The organism is Pseudomonas sp. LBUM1657 (assembly GCF_059716075.1).
Genome location: NZ_CP166799.1, coordinates 2618097 through 2637464, shown reverse-complemented (window position 1 = coordinate 2637464; position 19368 = coordinate 2618097). Strand labels below are relative to the sequence as shown.

Sequence of the window (19368 nt, the reverse complement as noted above, 5' to 3'; positions counted from 1 at the left end):
TTCGTCTGACACGTCGCCATCGCACGTAAGCTCGCACCCACAAATGCTCAAGCGCGTCGTCGCTCGAACACGCTGTCGCCGTCAAGGTGGTTTAGGTGGGTGCAGCCCATCAGGTTCATGGTCCGCGCCAGTTCTTCCGTCAATACGTCCAGCACCCGGCCAGCACCGTCTTCACCTGCCACCGCCACGCCGTAAAGGGTGGAGCGCCCTAGCAGCACAGCATCGGCGCCAAGCGCGAGCGCTTTGACGATGTCGCTGCCACGCCGGATCCCGCCATCCAGCAGCAGGCTGAGTTTGCCTTTCGCCTGGGGCGCGATGGCCGCCAGTGCATCGAGGCTGCCGAGGGCACCGTCCAGTTGGCGGCCGCCGTGATTGGACACCACCACACCGTCGAGCCCGAGGACGACAGCTCGCTCCACATCGGCCGGATGCAACACACCCTTGAGCAACAGTCGCTCGCCCCATTGATCACGCAGACGCGCCAGCATGTCCCAGTCGAGCAAGGTGTCCATCTGCTTGCCGATAAACGCCATTGACCCCAAGGGATTGCGCTCGCTCGGCGGCAAGTAAGGTTCAAGGTTGCCCATGCCGGGCAGCCCCGATGGCCACATCACTTGCTTGAGCCAACGCGGGTGACGGACAACGTCAAACTTGTTGCGCAATGTCAGCTGTCGCGGCCTGGCGAAACTGCGTCGGTCCCACTCGCGATTGCCTAGCACCATCGCATCACAGGTCAACACCAGAGTCCGGCAACCGACAGCGGCGGCTCGCTGCAGCAAGTTTTTTTGCACCGCCGGATCGCGCATGGCGTACAGCTGAAACCACAGGTCGACACCAGGCGCCGCCGCGACAAGGTCTTCAAGTGAAGTGTTGGACGCGGTGCTCAGGCTGAACGGCAAACCACGTGCCGTTGCAGCCCTGGCCAAGTGAATGTCGGCATCGCGGTGCAGCAGGCCGTTGTAGCCCGTCGGCCCGATCAGCATCGGCATTGGCAGCACCTTGCCGAACAACGCGCGAGACGTGTCGGGCGCATGGCAGGGCACCATGGCTCTGGCGTGCAAACCATAAGCACTGAACGCGTCGAGATTATCCTTGAGCGTCAGTTCGGCTTCCGCGCCGCCGCTGAGGTATTCCCAGACGAAGTAAGGCACGCGTCGCCGGGCCATGTCGGCCAGTTCGGCAATGCTGTGCACACGATTCAAGTCGGAACCGGTATAGAAACGACGCATAGGTCATCCTCGTGGGGCGGATAATAACCGCTGCGAAAAAAAGCCCGGAAGGAGCGATCCGGGCAAAAGAAAACCAGTGTTGAAAAACCTTTGCCCGATGCGCGGGCAACCCGGAAGCCGCGAACGGCTCCCGGTGGATTTCAGAACTTCCAGGTGTAGGTGGTGATCAGGCGGTTCTCCTGATAGTCCGCACCCGACGCACTGCCATTGCCATAACGCGTCTTGACGTCAATGCGGCGCCACTCGAAACCCACATCTTTGAGCGGACCGCTTTGCACCACATAACCGAGCACGATGTTGCGTTCGCTTTCGACGTTTTGGTCGAGGGCATTGTTGCCCCGGTCGACACCCGTGCCGCGCATGTAACGCGTCATCAATTTCAGACCCGGCAAACCGATGCCCGCGAAGTTGTAGTCATAACGCAATTGCCAGGAGCTTTCGTTCGGCTTGACGAACGCCACTGTCGACCAGTTCACCAGGTAAGGCTGCGGTGCATAGCCGTTGAGCGTCGGGAATGTCGACTCGCCAAGCATGCGCTGATAGCCGACACCGAACGCATGGGCCCCCTTCTTCAGGGTCGTCATGATCCCATAGGACTTGTTATCGATGTCGCCGTATAACGCCTTGCCGTCCTCGCTGTTATTGAAGTAACGGAGGTCGGTCTTCAGGCCGTAACCGGCCCCCAGATCATGGTTATAGGTCAAGCCCAGGTAGTGTTGTTTGTAGATATCTTCCAGCTGACCGAAGAAGTAAGTACCGGACAAGTTCGGAGTAAACGCATACGTGGCGCCACCAAAATTCAAACCGTCACTGCGACGTTTAACGTTGGGCCCATTGAACAAGTACATCTTCTCGGTATTGGAAGACTCCCGGGAACTGATTTCGGTAAAACGGCCACCGGTCAGCGTCAGGTTGTCCACTTCTTTCGATTCGAGCTGCACACCGTGATAGGTGGTGATTAATTGCCGCGAGTCGTCTATGTATGCCACCGGCAACGTCGGTCGAAGTTCACCAATCTTGAGTTCGGTTTTGTTGTAACGAACCTTCCCGGTCAGCGCCGCACGGCCATAGTCCCGGACTTGTTCGCCCTTGCTGGTGTCGTACGGAATGATGCTGTCCGGACCACGGCCACCGCCGCCATCCAGGCGATAGGCGTACTGCGCCGAGAGGTCCAGGCCAAACTGCAGCGTGCCTTCGGTGTAACCCGAGATCGCGCGAAAATCGAAGCCTTGGGTCCAACTGCCGATCCGTGATTGCGGCGCATCATGCTGTTTGAAATCACGGTCGATATAGAAGTTGCGCATTCCCAGACTGACTTGGCTGTCGTCTACGAAATCAGCCTGCGCAACCATCGGTGTGAAGATCCCCATCACGGCCGCAGTGGTGACGCCACGGCTTACCCAGCTCTTCTGGAACATCGAACTTTCCTTCTTTTTTACATGCACGAAGGCACGACTAGTGGAAGCAGATCAATTCAGCAAAAGTGCAACTTTGGCAGTCAATCCGCAGTATTGTTTTTATAACCACTTACTGCAAAAAAGTCGTAACGCAGCCGTTCGCCAGAACAGCGAAAACCGCTTTATAGTTATTCTAAACACTCAACGAACAGGGAAGTCTTATCGTTTTTTTTGGGCAAACCAACATCAGGAAGTTGCTTTAGAGGCATTCCCCAAACGGTGGTAGGCGCGATTGAAATACACCAGGCCTTCCTGGCTGTCGCCATTACGGATGCCCAACACTTCACAATAGAAAATTGTGTGCGATCCCACTTCATGAGCCTGGGCGATGCGGCAGTCGAAACTGACCAGTGACTCATCAAGCAGCGGTGCACCGCTCTCCAGGGTGCTCCATGATGCGCAGGAAAAGCGCTGTTCGGTATCGAGATTGCGGTTGGAGAACGCCCCCGACACCTCTTGGTGCCCAGGGGTCAGCACGTTGACGCTCAGCACACCGTTGCTCTTGAAATGCACGTTGGAAAACGACGAGCGATTCATGCACACCAACAGCGTCGGTGGCTGGTCGGTCACGCTGCACACCGCCGAAGCGGTAAACCCGAAACGACCCGCAGGACCATCGGTAGTGATGACCGAAACCGCGCCACCAAGCATTGCCATTGAGTTACGAAATCCAGTTGTATCGACCATGGTCTTACCCTCCGGTCTATCAGATATCCAGCACCAGCTTCTTGGACTTGGCCCGGGAACAGCACACCAGAATCTGGTCATTGGCAGATTTTTCGTCATCCGTGAGATAGACGTCGCGATGATCCGGTTCGCCTTCGATAACGTCGCACAAGCACGTACCGCAAACGCCTTGCTCACACGACACTTCAATCTTGATGCCCACGGCTGTCAGCGCATCGACGATGCTCTGGCCCTCGGCAACCTGTACGGTCTTGCCGCTACGCTGGGCGACCACTTCAAAACCGGCGCCTGAAGCGTCGACTTCGACCTGGAAGTATTCGCGGTGCACATGATCGTCGGCGTAACCCGCCTCCAGGGCCTGGGCAATGACCCAATCCATGAAACCGGCCGGCCCACAGACATACACGTGTACGCCGGCTTGTGGAGTGCCCAGCACTTTTGGCAGGTCGAGTTTCTGTTCGGCGGCTTCGTCGTCAAAGTGGGTGTTCAACCGCGACGCAAAAGCAGCGTTACCCAGTTCCTCGAGAAAGGCGCTGCGACTACGCGAACGGCCGCAATAATGCAGTTCGAAATCGCTGTCGCGGGCATTCAGCGCGTAGGCCATGGCGACCATCGGGGTGATGCCGATACCCCCGCCGATCAGGATCGAGCGCCTTGCATCGCTGGCCAGCGGAAAGTGATTGCGCGGCAGGCTGATCTCGATTTCGCGACCTTCCTGCAGCAGTTCATGCACCGCCACCGAACCGCCACGCGAGGCGGGATCCCTGAGTACGCCCAAGCGATAGGCGCCAGCGTTGGCCGGATCACCGCACAGCGAATACTGGCGAACCAGACCGGTCTTGAGGTGGATATCGACATGCGCGCCCGCCTCGAAGGCGGGCAAAGGCTGTCCCGTCGGATCACTCAGATCCAGTACGACAACACCTTCGCCCTGTTCTTCGCGCTTGCGCACGACGACTTTCAATAATTGATCGCTCATACAGGACCATCCCGATTTCGTTGTAAGGGGGCACATCTCGGCACCCCCGACTGCTTTTTCAAACCGTGTAACCGTGGCCTCAGCGCATGAAGATCCCGCCGTTCACATCCCAGGTCGCCCCGGTGGTGAAGTAGGCGTCTTCGCTGGCCAGTTGCACGATCAGCTTGCCGATGAACGCGGCGTTGCCCAATTGCTTGACCGGGATCGCCTCTATCAGTTTTTCCAGGCGCTCGGGCGGCACGGCGGCATGCACCGCCGGCGACTCAATGGGGCCCGGTGCGATGGCGTTGACCGTGACACCGGACGCTGCCAGCTCCTTGGCAAAGATCTTGGTCAAGGTAATGATGGCGCCCTTGGACGCGGCGTAATGCGCGCCGGTCGCGGTGCCGCCGTTCTGCCCGGCCAGGGAAGCCATGTTGATGATCCTCCCGTAACCCCGGGCCGCCAGATAGCTGCCGAACACCTGGCAACCGACAAAAGTGCCGCGCTGATTGACGCTCACAACACGGTCGAACTCTTCCGGGCTGATCTGCATCACCGGTGTGGTCATGGTCATCGCGGCGTTGTTCACCACCACCTGCAATTCACCCCAATGCGCCACGACGGCCGCCAGCGCGTCTTCGAAATCGGCCTTGCTCGACACATCGAGCTTGAGCGCCAGGACCCGTTCGCCCGTGGCATCGAGTTCAGTGGCGGTGGCCTGTGCCGATTCCAGCGAACGGTCGCTGATCACGACCCGATATCCGGCGCTCAGCAGTTGCTCGGCAATGCTTTTGCCCAGCCCCTGGGCCGCGCCGGTGACCAATGCAACCTGTGTCATGGCAGCGTCCTCAAAGGATGTAGCCGATACCGGCGAGGGTATCGGTGGAGTTGATCAGCTGAATCAGCTTGCGCTGAATCTTGAAACTGTCACCGCTGCGCACCAGTTCAAACGTGACATCGGCGGTGTACTGTTTGAGCACATCCTTGCGGAACTCGCGCAGGTTCTGCGCACAACGCACGGTGACAATTCCGTCTTCATCTGACAGCACGCGAAAGCGCGACTGACTGCGCACGGTGCGCGCTCGCGGGGTGGTCGAAATCGATTCGCCGCTGGTCAAACGGGTGACGCGCAACTGACGCATGTGGTGATCGTCGTAGGCGTAGTTCAGGGTGTTCTCGAAGTCGGTTTCCAACGGATCGATCGGGATGATGTAGGTCGCGTTCTCGGTCCACAGATCGAGCCATTCGACGAAATCGCCGTGGTCGAGCATGTCCGCTTCCTGCCAGATGAAAGCGCTGACTTGGTTGAGCAATTGCAGATTGTTCATGGTGTTCTCCGTCACTCAGGCCGACATCATCTTTTTCCACTGCTGGTAGCCAGCGCGCATTCCGGTCTCGGCGCTCACATCGCTCACCAGCCCGTCTTCGGACGCTTTTTCACCCGGCAAGCCGCGGTTGAGCATGATCCACAGATCGGTGCCGGCACTGGCGCCGCGCTGTACGCGCTCCCAGGCTTCGGAGTCGTCCGGGGTGCCAAAACCCATCGGGCCCTGGAAGTGTTCATGCAGGCGCAGGCGATAACGGTTGGCCACGGCCGGGCCACCGTCCATGGTGATGACGGCGTGATGGATTTCGGTTTCGTTCACCGCGATCGGTTGCAACACCCGGAAGAACGCCATGGAACAGGCGATGTTCGGGAACAGGTTGAGGTTGAAGCCCGAGCCGCCTACCGCGCGCACGATGCGTCGTACCGATTCTTCGTCCTGACCTTCGGCGCGCAACTGCGCGGCCAGGTCTTCGAAACGCTCCGGGATCGGCAAGTCGAGGTTGGCGTCCAGGTCGACCAGGTCAGGGATCATCACCATCACGCTGTGGCCGTTGCCCAGGTCTTCGACATAGCCCGGCCCTTCAACGAAGTCGAACAGCTCCAGGGTCTGTTCATCCACGGAGGACAGGAACGACTTGTGCACCAGCGGGAAGTGATACGCGTCGGTGGTGTTTTCCAGCTGGATCTTCCAGTTGCCGGGGAAGCGGAAGCGGTGCTCGCCACCCACTTTGACCGGGTAGCCGGCGCCCTGCTTCATGAACAGGTCGATCCACTTCTTTGCCGGACCGAGGAAATCGGCGAGAGGCTCGATGTCATCCTTGAAGGTGGCGAAGATCATGCCGTTGTATTGCTCGACACGCAGGCTGACCAAAGGCAGTTCACCCTTGTCCAGGCAATCGGCGTAGCTTTCCGGGTGCGGCACACCGCGCAGGCTGCCATCCAGGGCGTAGCTCCAGCCGTGATAAGGGCAGACAAAACTGTTGGTCTTGCCCTTCTTGTGTTCGCACACCGTTGCGCCACGATGGCGGCAGCGGTTGAGCAACACATGCACTTCTTTCTTGCGGTCGCGCACGACGATCACCGGCTGCTTGCCGATATAGGTGCTCTTGTAGCTGCCGGACTCCGGGATCTCGCTGGCGTGAGCGACCCAGATCCAAGTGCTGTAGAAAATCTTGTCCAGTTCCTGATCGAAGATCTTGCCGTCGGTGTACAGCGACGTGTGAACGCGGTCATGCAGGACCAGGTCGGAAGGTCTGGCGTCGAGCGTTACGGTGTTTATCAGGTTACTCACGATCACTCCTCGTCGGCATTGTTCGCCGACTCTAAGAATTCTGGGTGTTACTTTCAGGACTGGCCGGACTTACCAGGCACGGGCAGGTGCGCGGCACTGTTCCAGGTGTCTACCGGTCGGCTGAACAGGTTCTCGGTCTGAAAATGCGCCATGCGCCACTGCCCTTGTTCCTGGGCGAACCGCACGGTCAGGCGGGCGCTATTGAGATGCGAGGCACCCGAGGCAAAGGTCGAGGTCTGCAACATCACCCAACTGGCATCTGCGGTCTCACCGCTGACCCGGATCAGTTCCGAGGTCAGGAAGTGCACGTTCAGCGAAAAGTGCGCCGGTTCGACCATGTAGGTCGCGAACATCGCTTTGATCGCCTCACGCCCGTGGTAACCGCCGAAGCTGTTCTGGTACTTGGCACCCTTCCCTTCCCAGACCGCCTGCTCGGTGAACAACCCGGCCAGTTCCTCGAGCGGGGAATCCACGCCCAGCTCGTCGCACAAAAACATGTAGCGATTCATGCAGGCGCGGATCGCGTTCTCGCTTTCCAGCTGCTCGAGCCGCTGTTCCAGTGCGCGCAAATGCTCGTGTGATGACATGGCGACTTCTCTCGACTCAGCGCTGGATGATCAGTTCGCGACCAGTACGGGCCTCGACCTTGCAGTACTTCCAGAGTTTGTAAGGGCCATTGCCGACATCCGTGGTGCGGAACAGATTGCACGCGGCGTGGACGGTCTCGATGTCGGGCACATCGGCCAACAGGTAAGTCGTCCAGGGCCAGCCGGCGGACGGGCCGACCATGCTCTGATCGTCGTCCATGTTGCCCAGCACCGTGACGCCCGGCAGATCGGCGATGCCGTTCCACATGGCGCCGAACGCGGCCCAGACTTCCAGCGCTTCGGGACGCGGAGCATCGAAGAAGTTTTGGTTGATGCCAATGCAGAACAGAACTCGCAGGGCTTTTTTATCGGTCATGGGGTTCACCAATCAGTAGGAAAAAATTACAGGTAGCCAGGCAACGGCTTGTTGCCGAAGAAGATCGCGCCGGCGTTCTGGTAGGTCATGTCGCCCATGAAGGCGTGCTGTGTAATGACTTGGGTGTCGTTGACAAAACGCGACAGTGGGCTGGTGCGGTAGACGCCGCTCATGCCCGAAAGCATTTGCGCGGTGCGCGCGACATCGGCCGCGACGCGGGTGGCGTGGGTCGAAGACAAGCGCAGCATATTGGTCTGCTCGACGCTCACCGGATCACCGGCCAATACACTGCTCCATGCATCGTCGATGGACTGGTAGAACCACGAACGAGCGGCGCGCAGCGATGCTTCGGCCTTGGCCATCTCGACTTGGGCCAGCGGCCGGTCGGACAACGACGGCGCACCGGTCACGGAGATTCGTCCACTGGCCATGCCGCTCAACTCATCGAGTGCCGCGCGAGCAACGCCGAGGCCGACCACCGACAAGACCTGAGTGGCGAAAGACAGCGACGGGTAGCGGAAGAACGGCTCGTCAAGATTCGATGGACCGCCGCGCACGAAGGTCCACTCCTCCGGCACCACTACGCCTTCGACGACGACGTCATGGCTCCCGGTGCCGACCAGGCCAACGACGTTCCAGGTTTCCTCGATCTGCACCTTTTCCCGAGGCATTACCGCCAGTCGTGGCAGGCCGAGCATCTCGCCGTTTTTCGGGCTGATGCCCACGCCGATCAGCGAGGCACCCATGCAACCGCTGGAGAACTTCCAACGCCCGTTGACCTCCAGACCACCTTCAACAAAGGACGCAGGTTGCGGTGGAAAGATCCCGCCGGCGAACACCACGTCAGGCGAGTCGGCGTAGATTTTCTTGATGGTTTCCAGCGGCAGCGCAGCCAGGTAAACCGGGCTCATCCCGAAGCTGGCGACCCAACCAGCGGACCCGTCGGCGATGGATATGTCTTCCACCATCTGGCAAAACTCGGCCGGCGAACGCTCGTCGCCGCCGAAGCGCTTGGGCACCAGGGCCCGATAGACACCGAGCTTGCGGAACTGCTCGATAACGTCCTGCGAGATGAATTTTTGTTGGTCGAATTCTTCGCTTCGAGCACGTGCACGAATCTCGACCAGCAGTTTCTGAAACGCTTCATTCGCCGTGATCGGCACGCGGTGCTGGTGATTCAGCTCGCTTGGCGCAGTCATGGGTTTCTCCATAGTAAGCATGACGATTACTCTTCCAGGCGCCGGACCAGCTCGCGGGCGACTGCACACAGCAGTTCGTCCGCGCCATGGGCGGCAATGAGTTGAAGGCCTACCGGGAGTCCCGAGGCGCTTTCCAGAGGAATGCTCAGAGCCGGATGACCGGAAAGGTTGAAAGCGCGCACCAGGGAGGTCATGCCCAGGGCAGCGCGAGTGTCGGCCGCATCGGCGACCAGCAACGGGAAGTCGGGCATGGTCGGCATGGCCAGAATCGGGGTGACGGTTAGGGCCGCGTCCACTTCTGCGATAAACGCGCGACGGATGATTTCGGCTTCTTCAACGGACTCGGCCGAGGTCAGACTGGCGGCGCGCAGACGGTCGGCGACATCGCTGCCGACCCGACCGGTTTGCAGAAGATGGCCACACGCTGCCCAGGTTTCGGCGTTGATAATGACCATGCCGGCGCCATACGCTGCGGCCATGCCGGGCAGCGTCTGCTCAAGCAACTTGAAGCGCGAACGGCCCAGCGCCTGGTTCACCACCGAGTGGATCTGTTCGTTGGCCTCTACCGCTACGACGCCGATAGCAAGATGCTCAGGCACCGGGATGGAGGTGAATGTGGGATCGATGATGCACATCGCTTCAATCAGGCGATCCATATCCAGCGCCAGAGGGCCTACGCAATCCAGCGTGCTGTGCGCTGGCATGACGCCCTGACGGCTGACACGGCCGAAAGTTGGCTTGAGACCAAATACGCCACAGCACGTCGCTGGAATCCGTACCGAGCCTCCGGTGTCGGTGCCCAATGCGAAGTCGCAAAGGCCCGCCGCCACCGCGGCCGCCGAACCACTGGAAGAGCCGCCCGGTATATAGCCCGGATAGCGCGGATTGGACGCAGTGCCGGTCCAGGCGTTGAGGCCGGTGGTGCCGAATGCCAATTCATGAAGGCCGGTTTTACCGGTGATCCGGCAGCCCGCCTCCAGAACACACTGAACCACTTTTGCATGTTCGCCGGCTGCCGGTGCATCGGCCAGTGCGTAGCTTGAAGCGCGGGTCGCATAGCCACCGATATCAATGGTGTCTTTCACCATGACCGAAAGGCCGCTCCCACCTAAAGCCAAATCCTCGACAACGATCGACATGCTCTTTACCTGTTCGTTATGTCTCACCAGAACGGAAGTCCTCGGTATGGAAGCCGAGGCAAACGCTTAAATCTAAAATCGTAATATTTACGTGAAATGTCAATTGAATTTTACCAAATAAAAGAGTGTGTATTTTCGGTGCAGATTTTCCCTTTTCGCACCAACGACGTGCAGTTTGGTAACACCACCGCAAAAACCAAAAAACATTAATATTTGGTATATTTTGCTTATTAATCATATATTTATAGTTATCAAACAATCCGAAAGCGACGAAACATCTAGAAAAATGTTGAGTCATGCCCTCCCCAAAAAGCCAAACAAAAAAAATAAATCAGCCCAAAAATTGCAGCTCAGAACACCGTAAAAATTAGCTATTTTTTTGAGTTTTTATAGGCTGAATTTTTGCCATTTGAAGGCTTCCTTGATCCAGATCAAAGCCTTGTTCGGCATGGCGTGATGCGGGTTTTTCCCGCCCTCCGGATAGCCCCCCCGTCAGACCTTCGGATCACCTCGGCCGGATCACCTCGAAGCGTGCGCATCAGGCATCGCAGTAACGGTTTTCTGCCATGCACCGAAAAATTTCTGGCATGCAATCTGCTTTTGTCCTCTTCGCCTTCGACCGATCGTTCATGGTCGACCGGCACCCTGATGGCTCGGTAACCGACCATGGGTGTCGCCGCAGTTCGATAACTAAAACAGGGCCGTACCTTGGGCCGTACTCGCACCACGTGATGGTCGGGACGGCAGGCCATTAGCCTTTTGCAGCGTTGCAACTCTTCGGAGAAAGTCATGCTTTTCAGAAAAGCCGTGTCCACGTTGTTGTTGAGTGCCGCCTGCGCCGCCGCTGCGCAGGCGGATGTGAAAGTCGGTGTCATTACCTCCTCCACCGGACCGATCGCACTGGTCGGGCTACCACAGAAAAACACCGTGCCGTTGCTGCCGACCCAGGCCGGCGACCAGGTGGTGAAGTACATTTCTCTGGATGATGCGAGCGACCCGACCGCTACGGTGAAGGCGCTGAAAAAGCTGATCGACGAAGAAAATGTCGATGCCATCATTGGCCCGAGCGGTTCGCCTAACGCCATGGGCGTGATCCAGTTTGTCGCCGAGGCTGGCGTACCGTTGCTGGCACCGGTTGGCACCGCCGCTGTGGTGCTGCCAATGACCGAGCAGAAGAAATGGGTATTCAAGACCACGCAGAACGATGACCTGATCGCCAAGGCACTGTTCGAACACATGGCCAAAAAAGGCGTGAAGACGCTCGGCTTCATCGGCACCGGCGACCCTTATGGCGAGAACTGGGCCAAAGTAATGGCCGGCCTGGCAGCGCAGCAGAACATCAAGGTCGTGGCCAACGAGCGCTTCCAGCGCCAGGACACTTCGGTCACCGGGCAGAGCCTGAAAATTCTTGCCACCCGCCCCGACGCAGTGCTGGTCGCAGCGCCGGGCAGCTCGGCCGTGATGCCGCAGACGACCCTGTTCGATCAGGGCTATCGCGGCCAGGTCTACCAGACCCACGGCGCAGCACTGCAAGACTTCCTCAAGCTGGGTGGCAAGAAGGTCGAAGGCACCGTTTTGGCCGCCAGCCTGATGCTCGTACTCGATGAAATCCCGGACAGCCACCCTTCGAAGAAAATCGCCAGCGACTACACCACGGCTTACGAAAAGCTCAACGGCAGCAAGCCGGCGACCTTCGGCGGGAACACCTTCGATGCCGGTCTGCTGTTACAGCAGGCGATCCCGATTGCAGCCAAGAAAGCGGCACCGGGTACTCCCCAATTTCGTGCGGCCCTGCGTGATGCACTTGAGCAAAGCCAAGAATTGGCTGGCACCCAAGGCGTTTACAACATGACGCCGCAGGACCACAGCGGCTTCGACGAACGCGGTCGCGAATTGATCGTGGTCAAGAACGGCAACTGGATGTTGTTGCACGACAACTGATCGAAACCCGGGCGCACAGTCCGCTGCGCGCCCAGCCCGATTGCCGACGGGTCGACCCGCGCCGGCAAGCGGGCCTGATATTCAATCTGTAGAAAAGAGCTCTCATTATGAATTTCCAGATAGCCATGCTGCTGGGCCAGGACGGTATGACCAACGGCGCGATCTACGCACTGTTGGCCCTGTCGATCCTCCTGGTGTTCACCGTGACCCGGATCCTGCTGATTCCCCAGGGTGAATTCGTGACGTACGGCGCCTTGACCATGGCCACTTTGCAGAGTGGTCACCCGACTGCTCTGGTCTGGCTGCTGCTCGGCCTGACGCTAATCGACTGTGTGCTCGATATTTGGGGCGCGGTGCGTTCAAGTCAGGCCTTTCGGTTCCCCGTGCGCATTCTCTTCAAGCTCGGTTATGCAAGTCTGCTGGCGGTGTTGATCAACACCTTGCCGTTGGCCGAATTGCCGATGGCCGTCCAGGCCTTGTTGACGCTGGCGTTGGTGGTTCCGCTGGGGCCGCAAATCTACCGCCTGGTGTTCCAGCCGATCGCCTCGGCCAGCTCCTTGGTCTTACTGATTGTGTCGATCGCGGTGCACGTCAGCATGGTCGGTATCGCGCTGTTGCTGTTCGGCCCCGAAGGAGCCCGCACCCAACCGTTCTCCGAAGCCGGCCTGGAACTGGGTCCGGTCACCTTCAACAGCCAGACGCTCTGGGTGCTGGCGGTGTCCCTGGGGCTGATCGTCGGACTGTATCTGTTCTTCGAGCGCACGCTCTATGGCAAAGCCCTGCGCGCCACCGCGGTTAACCGCATGGGTGCCAGGCTGATGGGTATTTCGCCGACCCTCGCGGGCAAGTCGACCTTCTTGCTCGCGGCGCTGATTGGCACGCTCTCGGGGATCCTGATCGCACCGATCACCACGCTGTATTTCGACTCTGGTTTTGTCATCAGCCTCAAAGGCTTTGTCGGCGCGATCATCGGCGGGCTGGTCAGCTATCCGGTCGCCGCGCTCGGCGCCCTGGCGGTGGGTCTGATCGAAGCATTCTCAATGTTCTGGGCCAGTACCTACAAAGAGATCATCGTGTTCACGCTGATTATTCCGTTCCTGCTTTGGCGTTCGTTCACCAGTCGTCATGTGGAGGAAGAAGAATGAATTCGCGCTATCTGTTGCTTGCCCTGTTGCTGGTGGTAGGCGTCGCGCCGCTGCTGCTGCCGCCGTACTACGTTACCCTGCTCAATTACATCGGCATGTACGCCATGGTCGTATTGGGGCTGGTGCTACTCACGGGTGTCGGCGGCATGACCAGCTTCGGTCAGGCCGCGTTCGTCGGGCTGGGCGCCTACACCTCAGCCTACCTGACCACCACCGAGCAATTGCCGGCCTGGCTGGCCTGGGCAGGGACGTCACCGTGGCTGACGCTGCTGGTGGGCGTGGTGCTCACCGCCTCAGTGGCACTGATTCTCGGCGCTCTGACGCTCAAGTTGTCGGGGCATTACCTGCCGCTGGGAACAATTGCCTGGGGCCTTTCGCTGTACTACTTGTTCGGCACCCTGGAATCCCTGGGCGGCCACACCGGCGTCGGCGGCTTGCCATCGATTTCATTGTTCGGTCTGAAGCTGGATAAGGGCGAGAATATTTTCTACCTGATCTGGGCCCTGCTGTTGCTGGCGATCGTCATCACGCAGAACCTCCTGAATTCTCGCGAAGGCCGCGCCATTCGCGCACTCAAGGGAGGCCAGGTAATGGCCGAGTCGATGGGGGTCAACACCTTCCGTTCGAAGATGGTGATCTTCGTCATCTCTGCGGTGTTCGCAGCCATTTCCGGCTGGCTCTATGCGCACACCCAACGCTTCGTCAACCCGACACCCTTCGGCCTGAACATGGGCATTGATTACTTGTTCATGGCCCTGATTGGCGGTGTCGGCAGCGTGTGGGGCGCCCTGCTCGGCGCGGGCATACTGACCATGCTCAAGCAATGGTTGCAGGACTGGTTGCCGCACCTGCTGGGTAACACCGGCAACTACGAAATCATCGTATTCGGCATCCTGATCGTAGTGCTTATGCAGCGCGCACCTGGTGGTCTGTGGCCACTGCTGACGCGCCTGATACCGCCCCGCTTCAGGGTTCGCGCCAAGGTTCGAAATGTCGACGCCAAGACTGCGCCCCTGCCGCGCCGGCAACTGCCCAAACATGGCGAACTGATCCTTGAAGCGCGGCATGTGACCAAGCGCTTCGGCGGACTGGTGGCAAACAACGACATGAGCCTGGAAATCCGCTCGGGTGAAATCCTCGCGCTGATCGGCCCCAACGGTGCCGGCAAAAGCACCATGTTCAACCAGCTCTCCGGTGTCGATACACCGAGCAGCGGCGATGTGCTGTTCATGGGTCAAAAGATCAACGGCCTGAACTCGCGGCAAGTAGCGCGCATGGGCATGAGTCGCACCTTTCAGCACGTGAAACTGCTGGGCAACATGAGCGTGCTGGAGAACGTCGCGATTGGTGCGCATTTGCGTGGCCAGCAAGGCGTGCTGTCGGCGGCCCTGCACCTGGATCGTCGCGAGGAAGCCGAACTGCTCGGCGAAGCCAGGCGTCAGCTGGAACGCGTAGGCCTGGGAGACTACTTGCATGAAGAGGCCGGGAGCCTGGCACTCGGCCAACAGCGGATTCTGGAAATCGCCCGCGCCTTGTGCGCCGATCCGTGCCTGCTGCTGCTCGACGAACCCGCCGCCGGTCTGCGCCTGAAAGAAAAGGAAGCCCTTGGCATCCTGCTCAGCCGCCTGCGCAGCGAAGGCATGGCGATTCTGCTGGTCGAGCACGATATGGACTTCGTCATGGGCCTGGTCGATCGCGTGGTGGTCATGGAGTTCGGTCAGCAGATAGCCCAGGGCCTGCCCGAAGACGTACAGAAGGATCCGGCCGTGCTCGAAGCCTATCTGGGAGGAGTTGAATGATGAACATGCAAGTGGAACCGCACCTCGCACCGCGCAACCAGGTCGACGACGCCGTGCTTGAGATCAAGGACCTGAGCGTGGCTTATGGCAAAGTCGAAGCGCTGAGCAACGCCAGCCTGACGGTCGGCAAGGGCCAGATCGTAACGGTGATCGGCCCCAACGGCGCCGGCAAGACCACCCTGCTCTCGGCCATCATGGGCGTGCTTGGCTCCCGGGGTCAGGTGCATTTCGACGGCAGTCTGGAAACCTTGCCGGAAGTGGAAGTGATGGTCTCGCGGGGCCTGGGCCTGGTGCCGGAAAAACGCGAATTGTTCACCAGCATGAGCGTGGCCGACAACTTGCTGCTCGGCGCTTTTCAACGCCATCGCCGAGGCGACCGTCGCTACAGCGAGACGCTTGGCGAAATCTACGAACTGTTCCCACGCCTGTGGGAACGCCGCGAGCAATTGGCAGCGACGTTGTCCGGCGGTGAACGGCAGATGCTCGCCGTGGGCCGGGCGCTGATGGCCAAGCCCAAACTGCTGATGCTCGACGAGCCGAGCCTGGGCCTGGCGCCGCTGATTACCCGCGAGATTTTCCGCATCATCACGGCGCTGCGTGATCAGGGGGTGTCGATCCTGCTGGTCGAGCAGAACGCGCGTGCCGCCCTGCGGGTGGCCGATTACGCCTATGTGCTGGAAACCGGCCAGATCGCCATGCAGGGCCCGGCGCAGCAACTGGCTGACGACCCACGCGTGATCGAAGCCTATCTCGGCCTGGCCAGCAAGCACCAGGAAATGCTCGCCAACTGACCGCCGCCCTGCCCCGGCGCCCGAAACGGCGTCGGGTCCGGCCTTCCAAGACCTTTCTGATCATCCGGAGTCACGATGAACGCTTCCCCCTTGCGCATCGGCATCGCCGGTGCCGGTGCCATCGGCTGCACACTGGCGGCCCGTCTTGCGGGTAACGGCCATACAGTCAACGTACTGGCCCGAGGTGAAACCCTGACTGCCATCCGCCGTGACGGCATCCACTTGTCCGATCTGGACGGTCACCACCACGTGCGAGTCGAGGCCAGCGACGACGCTGCCAGCCTTGGCGAGCAAGACCTGATATTTCTCTGCACCAAGGCACAAGCCCTGGCCAGCCTGCTGCCGCAGATGCAACCGATGATCGGTGCCGAGACGGTGGTGATCCCGGTGGTCAACGGCGTGCCGTGGTGGTACTTCCACGGCGAAGGTGGACGCTACGACGGGCTTCGGGTGAACGCGGTCGATCCGCAGTCGATTCTCAGCCAGGCCCTGGACCTGCGTCACGTGATCGGCTGCGTGGTGTTCATCACCGCGCACTGCCCGGCCAACGCCGTGGCTGAATCGAACACGCCGCACCTGATGATTTTCGGCGAACCCGACAACCGCCTCAGTCCCCGCCTGGAGCGTGTGCGCGCATTGATCGAATGTGTCGGCATCGAAGCACGAGCCACCGACCGCATCCGCGACAATCTGTGGACCAAGATCATCGCCAACCTCACCTCCAATCCACTCTCGGTAATTACCGGCGCGACCCTCGATCAGCTTTACAGTCTTCCGGAGTTACGCGACCTGGTCAGCAGCTGCCTGCACGAAACCTTGCTGACAGCCGCCGCGTATGGCGCGCGCGTGAGCATCGATCCACGGACCTTTCTCGAACTTGGTGCTGGCATGGGCGCCGTGCGCACTTCAATGCTGCAGGACTATGAGAAGGGCCGTCCTCTGGAGTTGGCCGCCATCGGTGACGCGGTGCTGGAGTTGGCCGACAGCATGGCGATCCCGATGCCCGTTACTCGACACCTCATTGCTCTGGCACGCTTTCGCGGCGAACAGGCCCGTCACTGACTCACTACGACAAGGACTCCGACATGGACCATTTCCCATTGGCAAAACCGCAGGCTTACAGCGACGAAGAATGGGCACTGCGCGTGCAACTTGCGCACTGCTACCACCTGGTGGATTTCTTTGGCTGGACCGAGACCATCTTCAACCATATTTCCGCACGCCTGCCCGGCCCGGCGCACCATTATCTGGTCAATCCGTTCGGCCTGAATTACACCGAAGTGACGCCCCAGAACCTGCTCAAGGTCGACCTGCACGGCAAGAAGCTCGAAGACTCGCCCTATGACGGCAACCCCGCCGGTTTCGCCCTTCACAGCGCGGTGCACGGTGCCCGTTCGGACATTCAGTGCCTGATCCATACGCACACCACGCCGATTTCGGCCATCGTCATGAAAAAGGCCGGTTTTGCCCATAATGACTTTTACGGTGCGCAACTCTACGGACGGATCGGCTACCACACCTTCGAAGGCATCACGCTGTTCGATGACGAAAAAGCCCGGATGATCGACAGCCTTGGCGACAAGCACATCCTGGTGCTGCGCAACCACGGCATTGCCGTCGGCGAAAGCAGCATCGCCAAGGCGTTCTTCCTGTTGTGGACCGTGCAGCGCGCTGCCGAAATCCAGTGCCAGGCGGGTGCGCTGGGCGGTGAAGACAATCCGCTGCCGGAAGACATCAGTCAAAAGTGCGCCGAACTCACGGCCATGCTCATTCGGGACAGCGGTTTCGCTGTGAAATTCTTCGACGCCATGGTTCGCAAAATGCGCGCCGAACGCGGCCAGTGCCGGTAATCGCGGGAGCGTTCAGTGGCTAACTCAATGGAACACACGCCGCCGGCCACCTTTTCGGCGCTGGAAGAAATCCCGATCTCACGCCTGGATACCCGGGGCCATTTGATCGCCTGCAACGACGCCTATCTGGCGCTCACCGGCTACGGTCGGGAGGATTTGCTGAACCAGCCGCATGAACTGATCAATCACCCGCTGATGCCCAAGCGAGTCATCGACCGAATGTGGAAGACCCTGCGCAGCGGCGTGCCGTGGACAGCACCCATGATGGGCCGCGATAAACAGGGCACCACCTTCTGGTGCAATCTTTATGTGGTACCGCTGCTCGAGGGTGGTCAGCTGAACGCGCTGGGGACGGCTTATCACCCGATGGACGCCGCCCAAAGCCTGCGAGCGGAGAAACTCTATCGACGCTTGAATGACGGCCTCGGACCGCTGACATTTGCCCGGCGCGTGCAGGAACACGCCAGCAGCCAGGGTATCGCGTGGCTCTTGGGCCTGATGATCACGGGCGCCATGATCGGTGAACAAATCGACCTGGCACCGGGCCTACTGGTGCTCGGCGGAGTGCTCGCCTCAGCCTGGCAGTGGCGAGCCAGACAGCGCGCGGATGTCCGCCGGATCATGGCCCGACATGATCAGGTCTACAGCGATGCCTTGCTGGCATCGCTTCAAGACGGCAGCGCCTGCGTCGCCAACCGTTTTGACATGGCGCTCAACAGCCAGAACACGCGGATGCGCACGGTCATGGCGCGCATCCGGATCAACGGCGAGACCGTGCGTCAACGCGCGCAAGAATCGTCGGCACTGGTGCAGACCCAATCCGGCCATCTGCAACGGCAACTTGAAGAGGCCGAGCAGTCCGCCGCCGCCGTCCATCAAATGAGCGCCACGATCCAGGAACTGTCGCGCAACCTGCAACACGCGGCCGAGGCCACCCAAGCCGTGGACCGCCTGGCTCGCGATGGCGACCGGATGTCCGGGCAGAGCCAGCGTTCGATGACTAGCCTGTGCACGTCGGTGGAGGAAATTGGTCAGGCGGTCAGCCGCCTGGCGGAATCGATCGAATCAATCAGCGGCGTCGCTCATGTGATTCGCAGCATCGCCGAACAGACCAACTTGCTGGCCCTGAACGCGGCCATCGAAGCTGCGCGTGCCGGGGAGACAGGACGCGGTTTCGCGGTGGTCGCCGATGAGGTGCGCAGCCTCGCTACCCGAACCCGCGAATCCACCGAGCAGATCCAGCAATCCATCGAGCAATTGCGCGACGGCAGTGCCCTGGCGCTGGCCACAGCACAACGCGGCGAATCGGCGGCGCGAGAATCCCGCGAGGATGTGGCCCAAGTACAAACGGCGCTGCGGCGCATCTGCGAGGAAGTCGGGCAGATCTCCGGCATGAGTTTGCAGATGGCCTCGGCCATCGAACAACAAGGTCAAGTCGCGCAAGAGATCAATGGGCAGATTTCCCAGATCGTGAACCTGGCGCAAACCAGCAGAGATCAGTCCCGACGCAGTACCCAGATCGGCGAGGAGCTGCATCAACTGGCCAACTCCCAACTCGATCTGGCCCAGCGTTTTCTACAAGGCTGAGC

At 60.0% G+C, this 19368-nt stretch carries 18 protein-coding genes; 7 read left to right on the top strand and 11 right to left on the bottom strand.

The annotated features are described in order from the left end of the window. Window positions 1-47: 47 nt before the first annotated feature. The 11 genes from ACA055_RS12220 to ACA055_RS12170 form a co-directional block, all read right to left on the bottom strand. Complete coding sequence (locus ACA055_RS12220) at window positions 48-1229, bottom strand: alpha-hydroxy acid oxidase (protein ID WP_497683859.1); 1182 nt, start codon at window positions 1227-1229, stop codon at window positions 48-50. Window positions 1230-1369: 140 nt separating this feature from the next. Next, on the bottom strand, window positions 1370-2647 hold the full coding sequence (locus ACA055_RS12215) for an OprD family porin (protein WP_497683858.1): 1278 nt from the start codon (window positions 2645-2647) through the stop codon (window positions 1370-1372). 225 nt (window positions 2648-2872) lie between these two features. Then, entirely contained in the window at window positions 2873-3373 is a 501-nt protein-coding gene (locus tag ACA055_RS12210) for a flavin reductase (RefSeq protein ID WP_497683857.1), read from the bottom strand. A gap of 19 nt (window positions 3374-3392) precedes the next feature. Further along, window positions 3393-4352 (bottom strand): PDR/VanB family oxidoreductase, encoded by a 960-nt coding sequence (locus ACA055_RS12205; protein WP_497683856.1) that lies wholly within the window; start codon window positions 4350-4352, stop codon window positions 3393-3395. A 79-nt stretch (window positions 4353-4431) separates the two neighbouring features. Beyond that, window positions 4432-5172 (bottom strand): SDR family NAD(P)-dependent oxidoreductase, encoded by a 741-nt coding sequence (locus tag ACA055_RS12200; protein WP_497683855.1) that lies wholly within the window; start codon window positions 5170-5172, stop codon window positions 4432-4434. Window positions 5173-5182: 10 nt separating this feature from the next. Continuing rightward, window positions 5183-5662: an aromatic-ring-hydroxylating dioxygenase subunit beta gene (locus tag ACA055_RS12195; RefSeq protein WP_150632637.1), complete on the bottom strand. Its 480-nt coding sequence runs from the start codon at window positions 5660-5662 to the stop codon at window positions 5183-5185. A 15-nt stretch (window positions 5663-5677) separates the two neighbouring features. Next, on the bottom strand, window positions 5678-6952 hold the full coding sequence (locus tag ACA055_RS12190) for an aromatic ring-hydroxylating oxygenase subunit alpha (RefSeq protein WP_497683854.1): 1275 nt from the start codon (window positions 6950-6952) through the stop codon (window positions 5678-5680). A 53-nt stretch (window positions 6953-7005) separates the two neighbouring features. After that, on the bottom strand, window positions 7006-7539 hold the full coding sequence (locus ACA055_RS12185) for a nuclear transport factor 2 family protein (RefSeq protein ID WP_497683853.1): 534 nt from the start codon (window positions 7537-7539) through the stop codon (window positions 7006-7008). Window positions 7540-7555: 16 nt separating this feature from the next. Next, entirely contained in the window at window positions 7556-7915 is a 360-nt protein-coding gene (locus ACA055_RS12180) for an IacB protein (RefSeq protein WP_084317862.1), read from the bottom strand. Between the two features lie 26 nt (window positions 7916-7941). Then, on the bottom strand, window positions 7942-9114 hold the full coding sequence (locus ACA055_RS12175; RefSeq protein ID WP_497683852.1) for an acyl-CoA dehydrogenase family protein: 1173 nt from the start codon (window positions 9112-9114) through the stop codon (window positions 7942-7944). Window positions 9115-9140: 26 nt separating this feature from the next. Beyond that, window positions 9141-10253 carry an amidase gene (locus tag ACA055_RS12170; protein WP_497683851.1) on the bottom strand — a complete coding sequence of 371 codons (1113 nt, stop codon included), beginning with the start codon at window positions 10251-10253 and terminating at the stop codon, window positions 9141-9143. Between the two features lie 789 nt (window positions 10254-11042). Between ACA055_RS12170 and ACA055_RS12165 the strand changes: the two genes are divergently transcribed. The 7 genes from ACA055_RS12165 to ACA055_RS12135 all read left to right on the top strand — a co-directional run bounded on the left by ACA055_RS12165 (window position 11043) and on the right by ACA055_RS12135 (window position 19366). Continuing rightward, a complete protein-coding gene (locus tag ACA055_RS12165) occupies window positions 11043-12194 on the top strand; it encodes an ABC transporter substrate-binding protein (protein ID WP_497683850.1) in 1152 nt (383 codons plus the stop codon). A gap of 107 nt (window positions 12195-12301) precedes the next feature. Then, window positions 12302-13339, top strand: coding sequence for a branched-chain amino acid ABC transporter permease (locus ACA055_RS12160; protein WP_497683849.1), 1038 nt, complete (start codon window positions 12302-12304; stop codon window positions 13337-13339). Beyond that, entirely contained in the window at window positions 13336-15138 is a 1803-nt protein-coding gene (locus ACA055_RS12155; protein WP_497683848.1) for a branched-chain amino acid ABC transporter ATP-binding protein/permease, read from the top strand. Before ACA055_RS12160 ends, ACA055_RS12155 begins: the two co-directional genes overlap by 4 nt. Continuing rightward, complete coding sequence (locus tag ACA055_RS12150; protein ID WP_497683847.1) at window positions 15135-15929, top strand: ABC transporter ATP-binding protein; 795 nt, start codon at window positions 15135-15137, stop codon at window positions 15927-15929. Before ACA055_RS12155 ends, ACA055_RS12150 begins: the two co-directional genes overlap by 4 nt. Window positions 15930-16004: 75 nt before the next feature. Continuing rightward, entirely contained in the window at window positions 16005-16991 is a 987-nt protein-coding gene (locus tag ACA055_RS12145; protein ID WP_497683846.1) for a ketopantoate reductase family protein, read from the top strand. 23 nt (window positions 16992-17014) lie between these two features. Continuing rightward, window positions 17015-17779, top strand: coding sequence for a class II aldolase/adducin family protein (locus ACA055_RS12140; protein ID WP_497683845.1), 765 nt, complete (start codon window positions 17015-17017; stop codon window positions 17777-17779). A gap of 27 nt (window positions 17780-17806) precedes the next feature. Further along, window positions 17807-19366: a methyl-accepting chemotaxis protein gene (locus ACA055_RS12135; RefSeq protein ID WP_497684393.1), complete on the top strand. Its 1560-nt coding sequence runs from the start codon at window positions 17807-17809 to the stop codon at window positions 19364-19366. Window positions 19367-19368 lie beyond the last annotated feature (2 nt).

Excerpts from the sequence above, each read along its gene's own strand:
- ACA055_RS12155 (WP_497683848.1), top strand. The coding sequence starts at position 13,336 with ATGAATTCGCGCTATCTGTTGCTTGCCCTGTTGCTGGTGGTAGGCGTC.
- ACA055_RS12195 (WP_150632637.1), bottom strand. The coding sequence starts at position 5,662 with ATGAACAATCTGCAATTGCTCAACCAAGTCAGCGCTTTCATCTGGCAG.
- ACA055_RS12210 (WP_497683857.1), bottom strand. The coding sequence starts at position 3,373 with ATGGTCGATACAACTGGATTTCGTAACTCAATGGCAATGCTTGGTGGC.
- ACA055_RS12205 (WP_497683856.1), bottom strand. The coding sequence starts at position 4,352 with ATGAGCGATCAATTATTGAAAGTCGTCGTGCGCAAGCGCGAAGAACAG.
- ACA055_RS12135 (WP_497684393.1), top strand. The coding sequence starts at position 17,807 with ATGGAACACACGCCGCCGGCCACCTTTTCGGCGCTGGAAGAAATCCCG.
- ACA055_RS12185 (WP_497683853.1), bottom strand. The coding sequence starts at position 7,539 with ATGTCATCACACGAGCATTTGCGCGCACTGGAACAGCGGCTCGAGCAG.
- ACA055_RS12200 (WP_497683855.1), bottom strand. The coding sequence starts at position 5,172 with ATGACACAGGTTGCATTGGTCACCGGCGCGGCCCAGGGGCTGGGCAAA.
- ACA055_RS12180 (WP_084317862.1), bottom strand. The coding sequence starts at position 7,915 with ATGACCGATAAAAAAGCCCTGCGAGTTCTGTTCTGCATTGGCATCAAC.
- ACA055_RS12220 (WP_497683859.1), bottom strand. The coding sequence starts at position 1,229 with ATGCGTCGTTTCTATACCGGTTCCGACTTGAATCGTGTGCACAGCATT.
- ACA055_RS12215 (WP_497683858.1), bottom strand. The coding sequence starts at position 2,647 with ATGTTCCAGAAGAGCTGGGTAAGCCGTGGCGTCACCACTGCGGCCGTG.
- ACA055_RS12165 (WP_497683850.1), top strand. The coding sequence starts at position 11,043 with ATGCTTTTCAGAAAAGCCGTGTCCACGTTGTTGTTGAGTGCCGCCTGC.
- ACA055_RS12150 (WP_497683847.1), top strand. The coding sequence starts at position 15,135 with ATGATGAACATGCAAGTGGAACCGCACCTCGCACCGCGCAACCAGGTC.
- ACA055_RS12175 (WP_497683852.1), bottom strand. The coding sequence starts at position 9,114 with ATGACTGCGCCAAGCGAGCTGAATCACCAGCACCGCGTGCCGATCACG.
- ACA055_RS12145 (WP_497683846.1), top strand. The coding sequence starts at position 16,005 with ATGAACGCTTCCCCCTTGCGCATCGGCATCGCCGGTGCCGGTGCCATC.
- ACA055_RS12140 (WP_497683845.1), top strand. The coding sequence starts at position 17,015 with ATGGACCATTTCCCATTGGCAAAACCGCAGGCTTACAGCGACGAAGAA.
- ACA055_RS12170 (WP_497683851.1), bottom strand. The coding sequence starts at position 10,253 with ATGTCGATCGTTGTCGAGGATTTGGCTTTAGGTGGGAGCGGCCTTTCG.
- ACA055_RS12160 (WP_497683849.1), top strand. The coding sequence starts at position 12,302 with ATGAATTTCCAGATAGCCATGCTGCTGGGCCAGGACGGTATGACCAAC.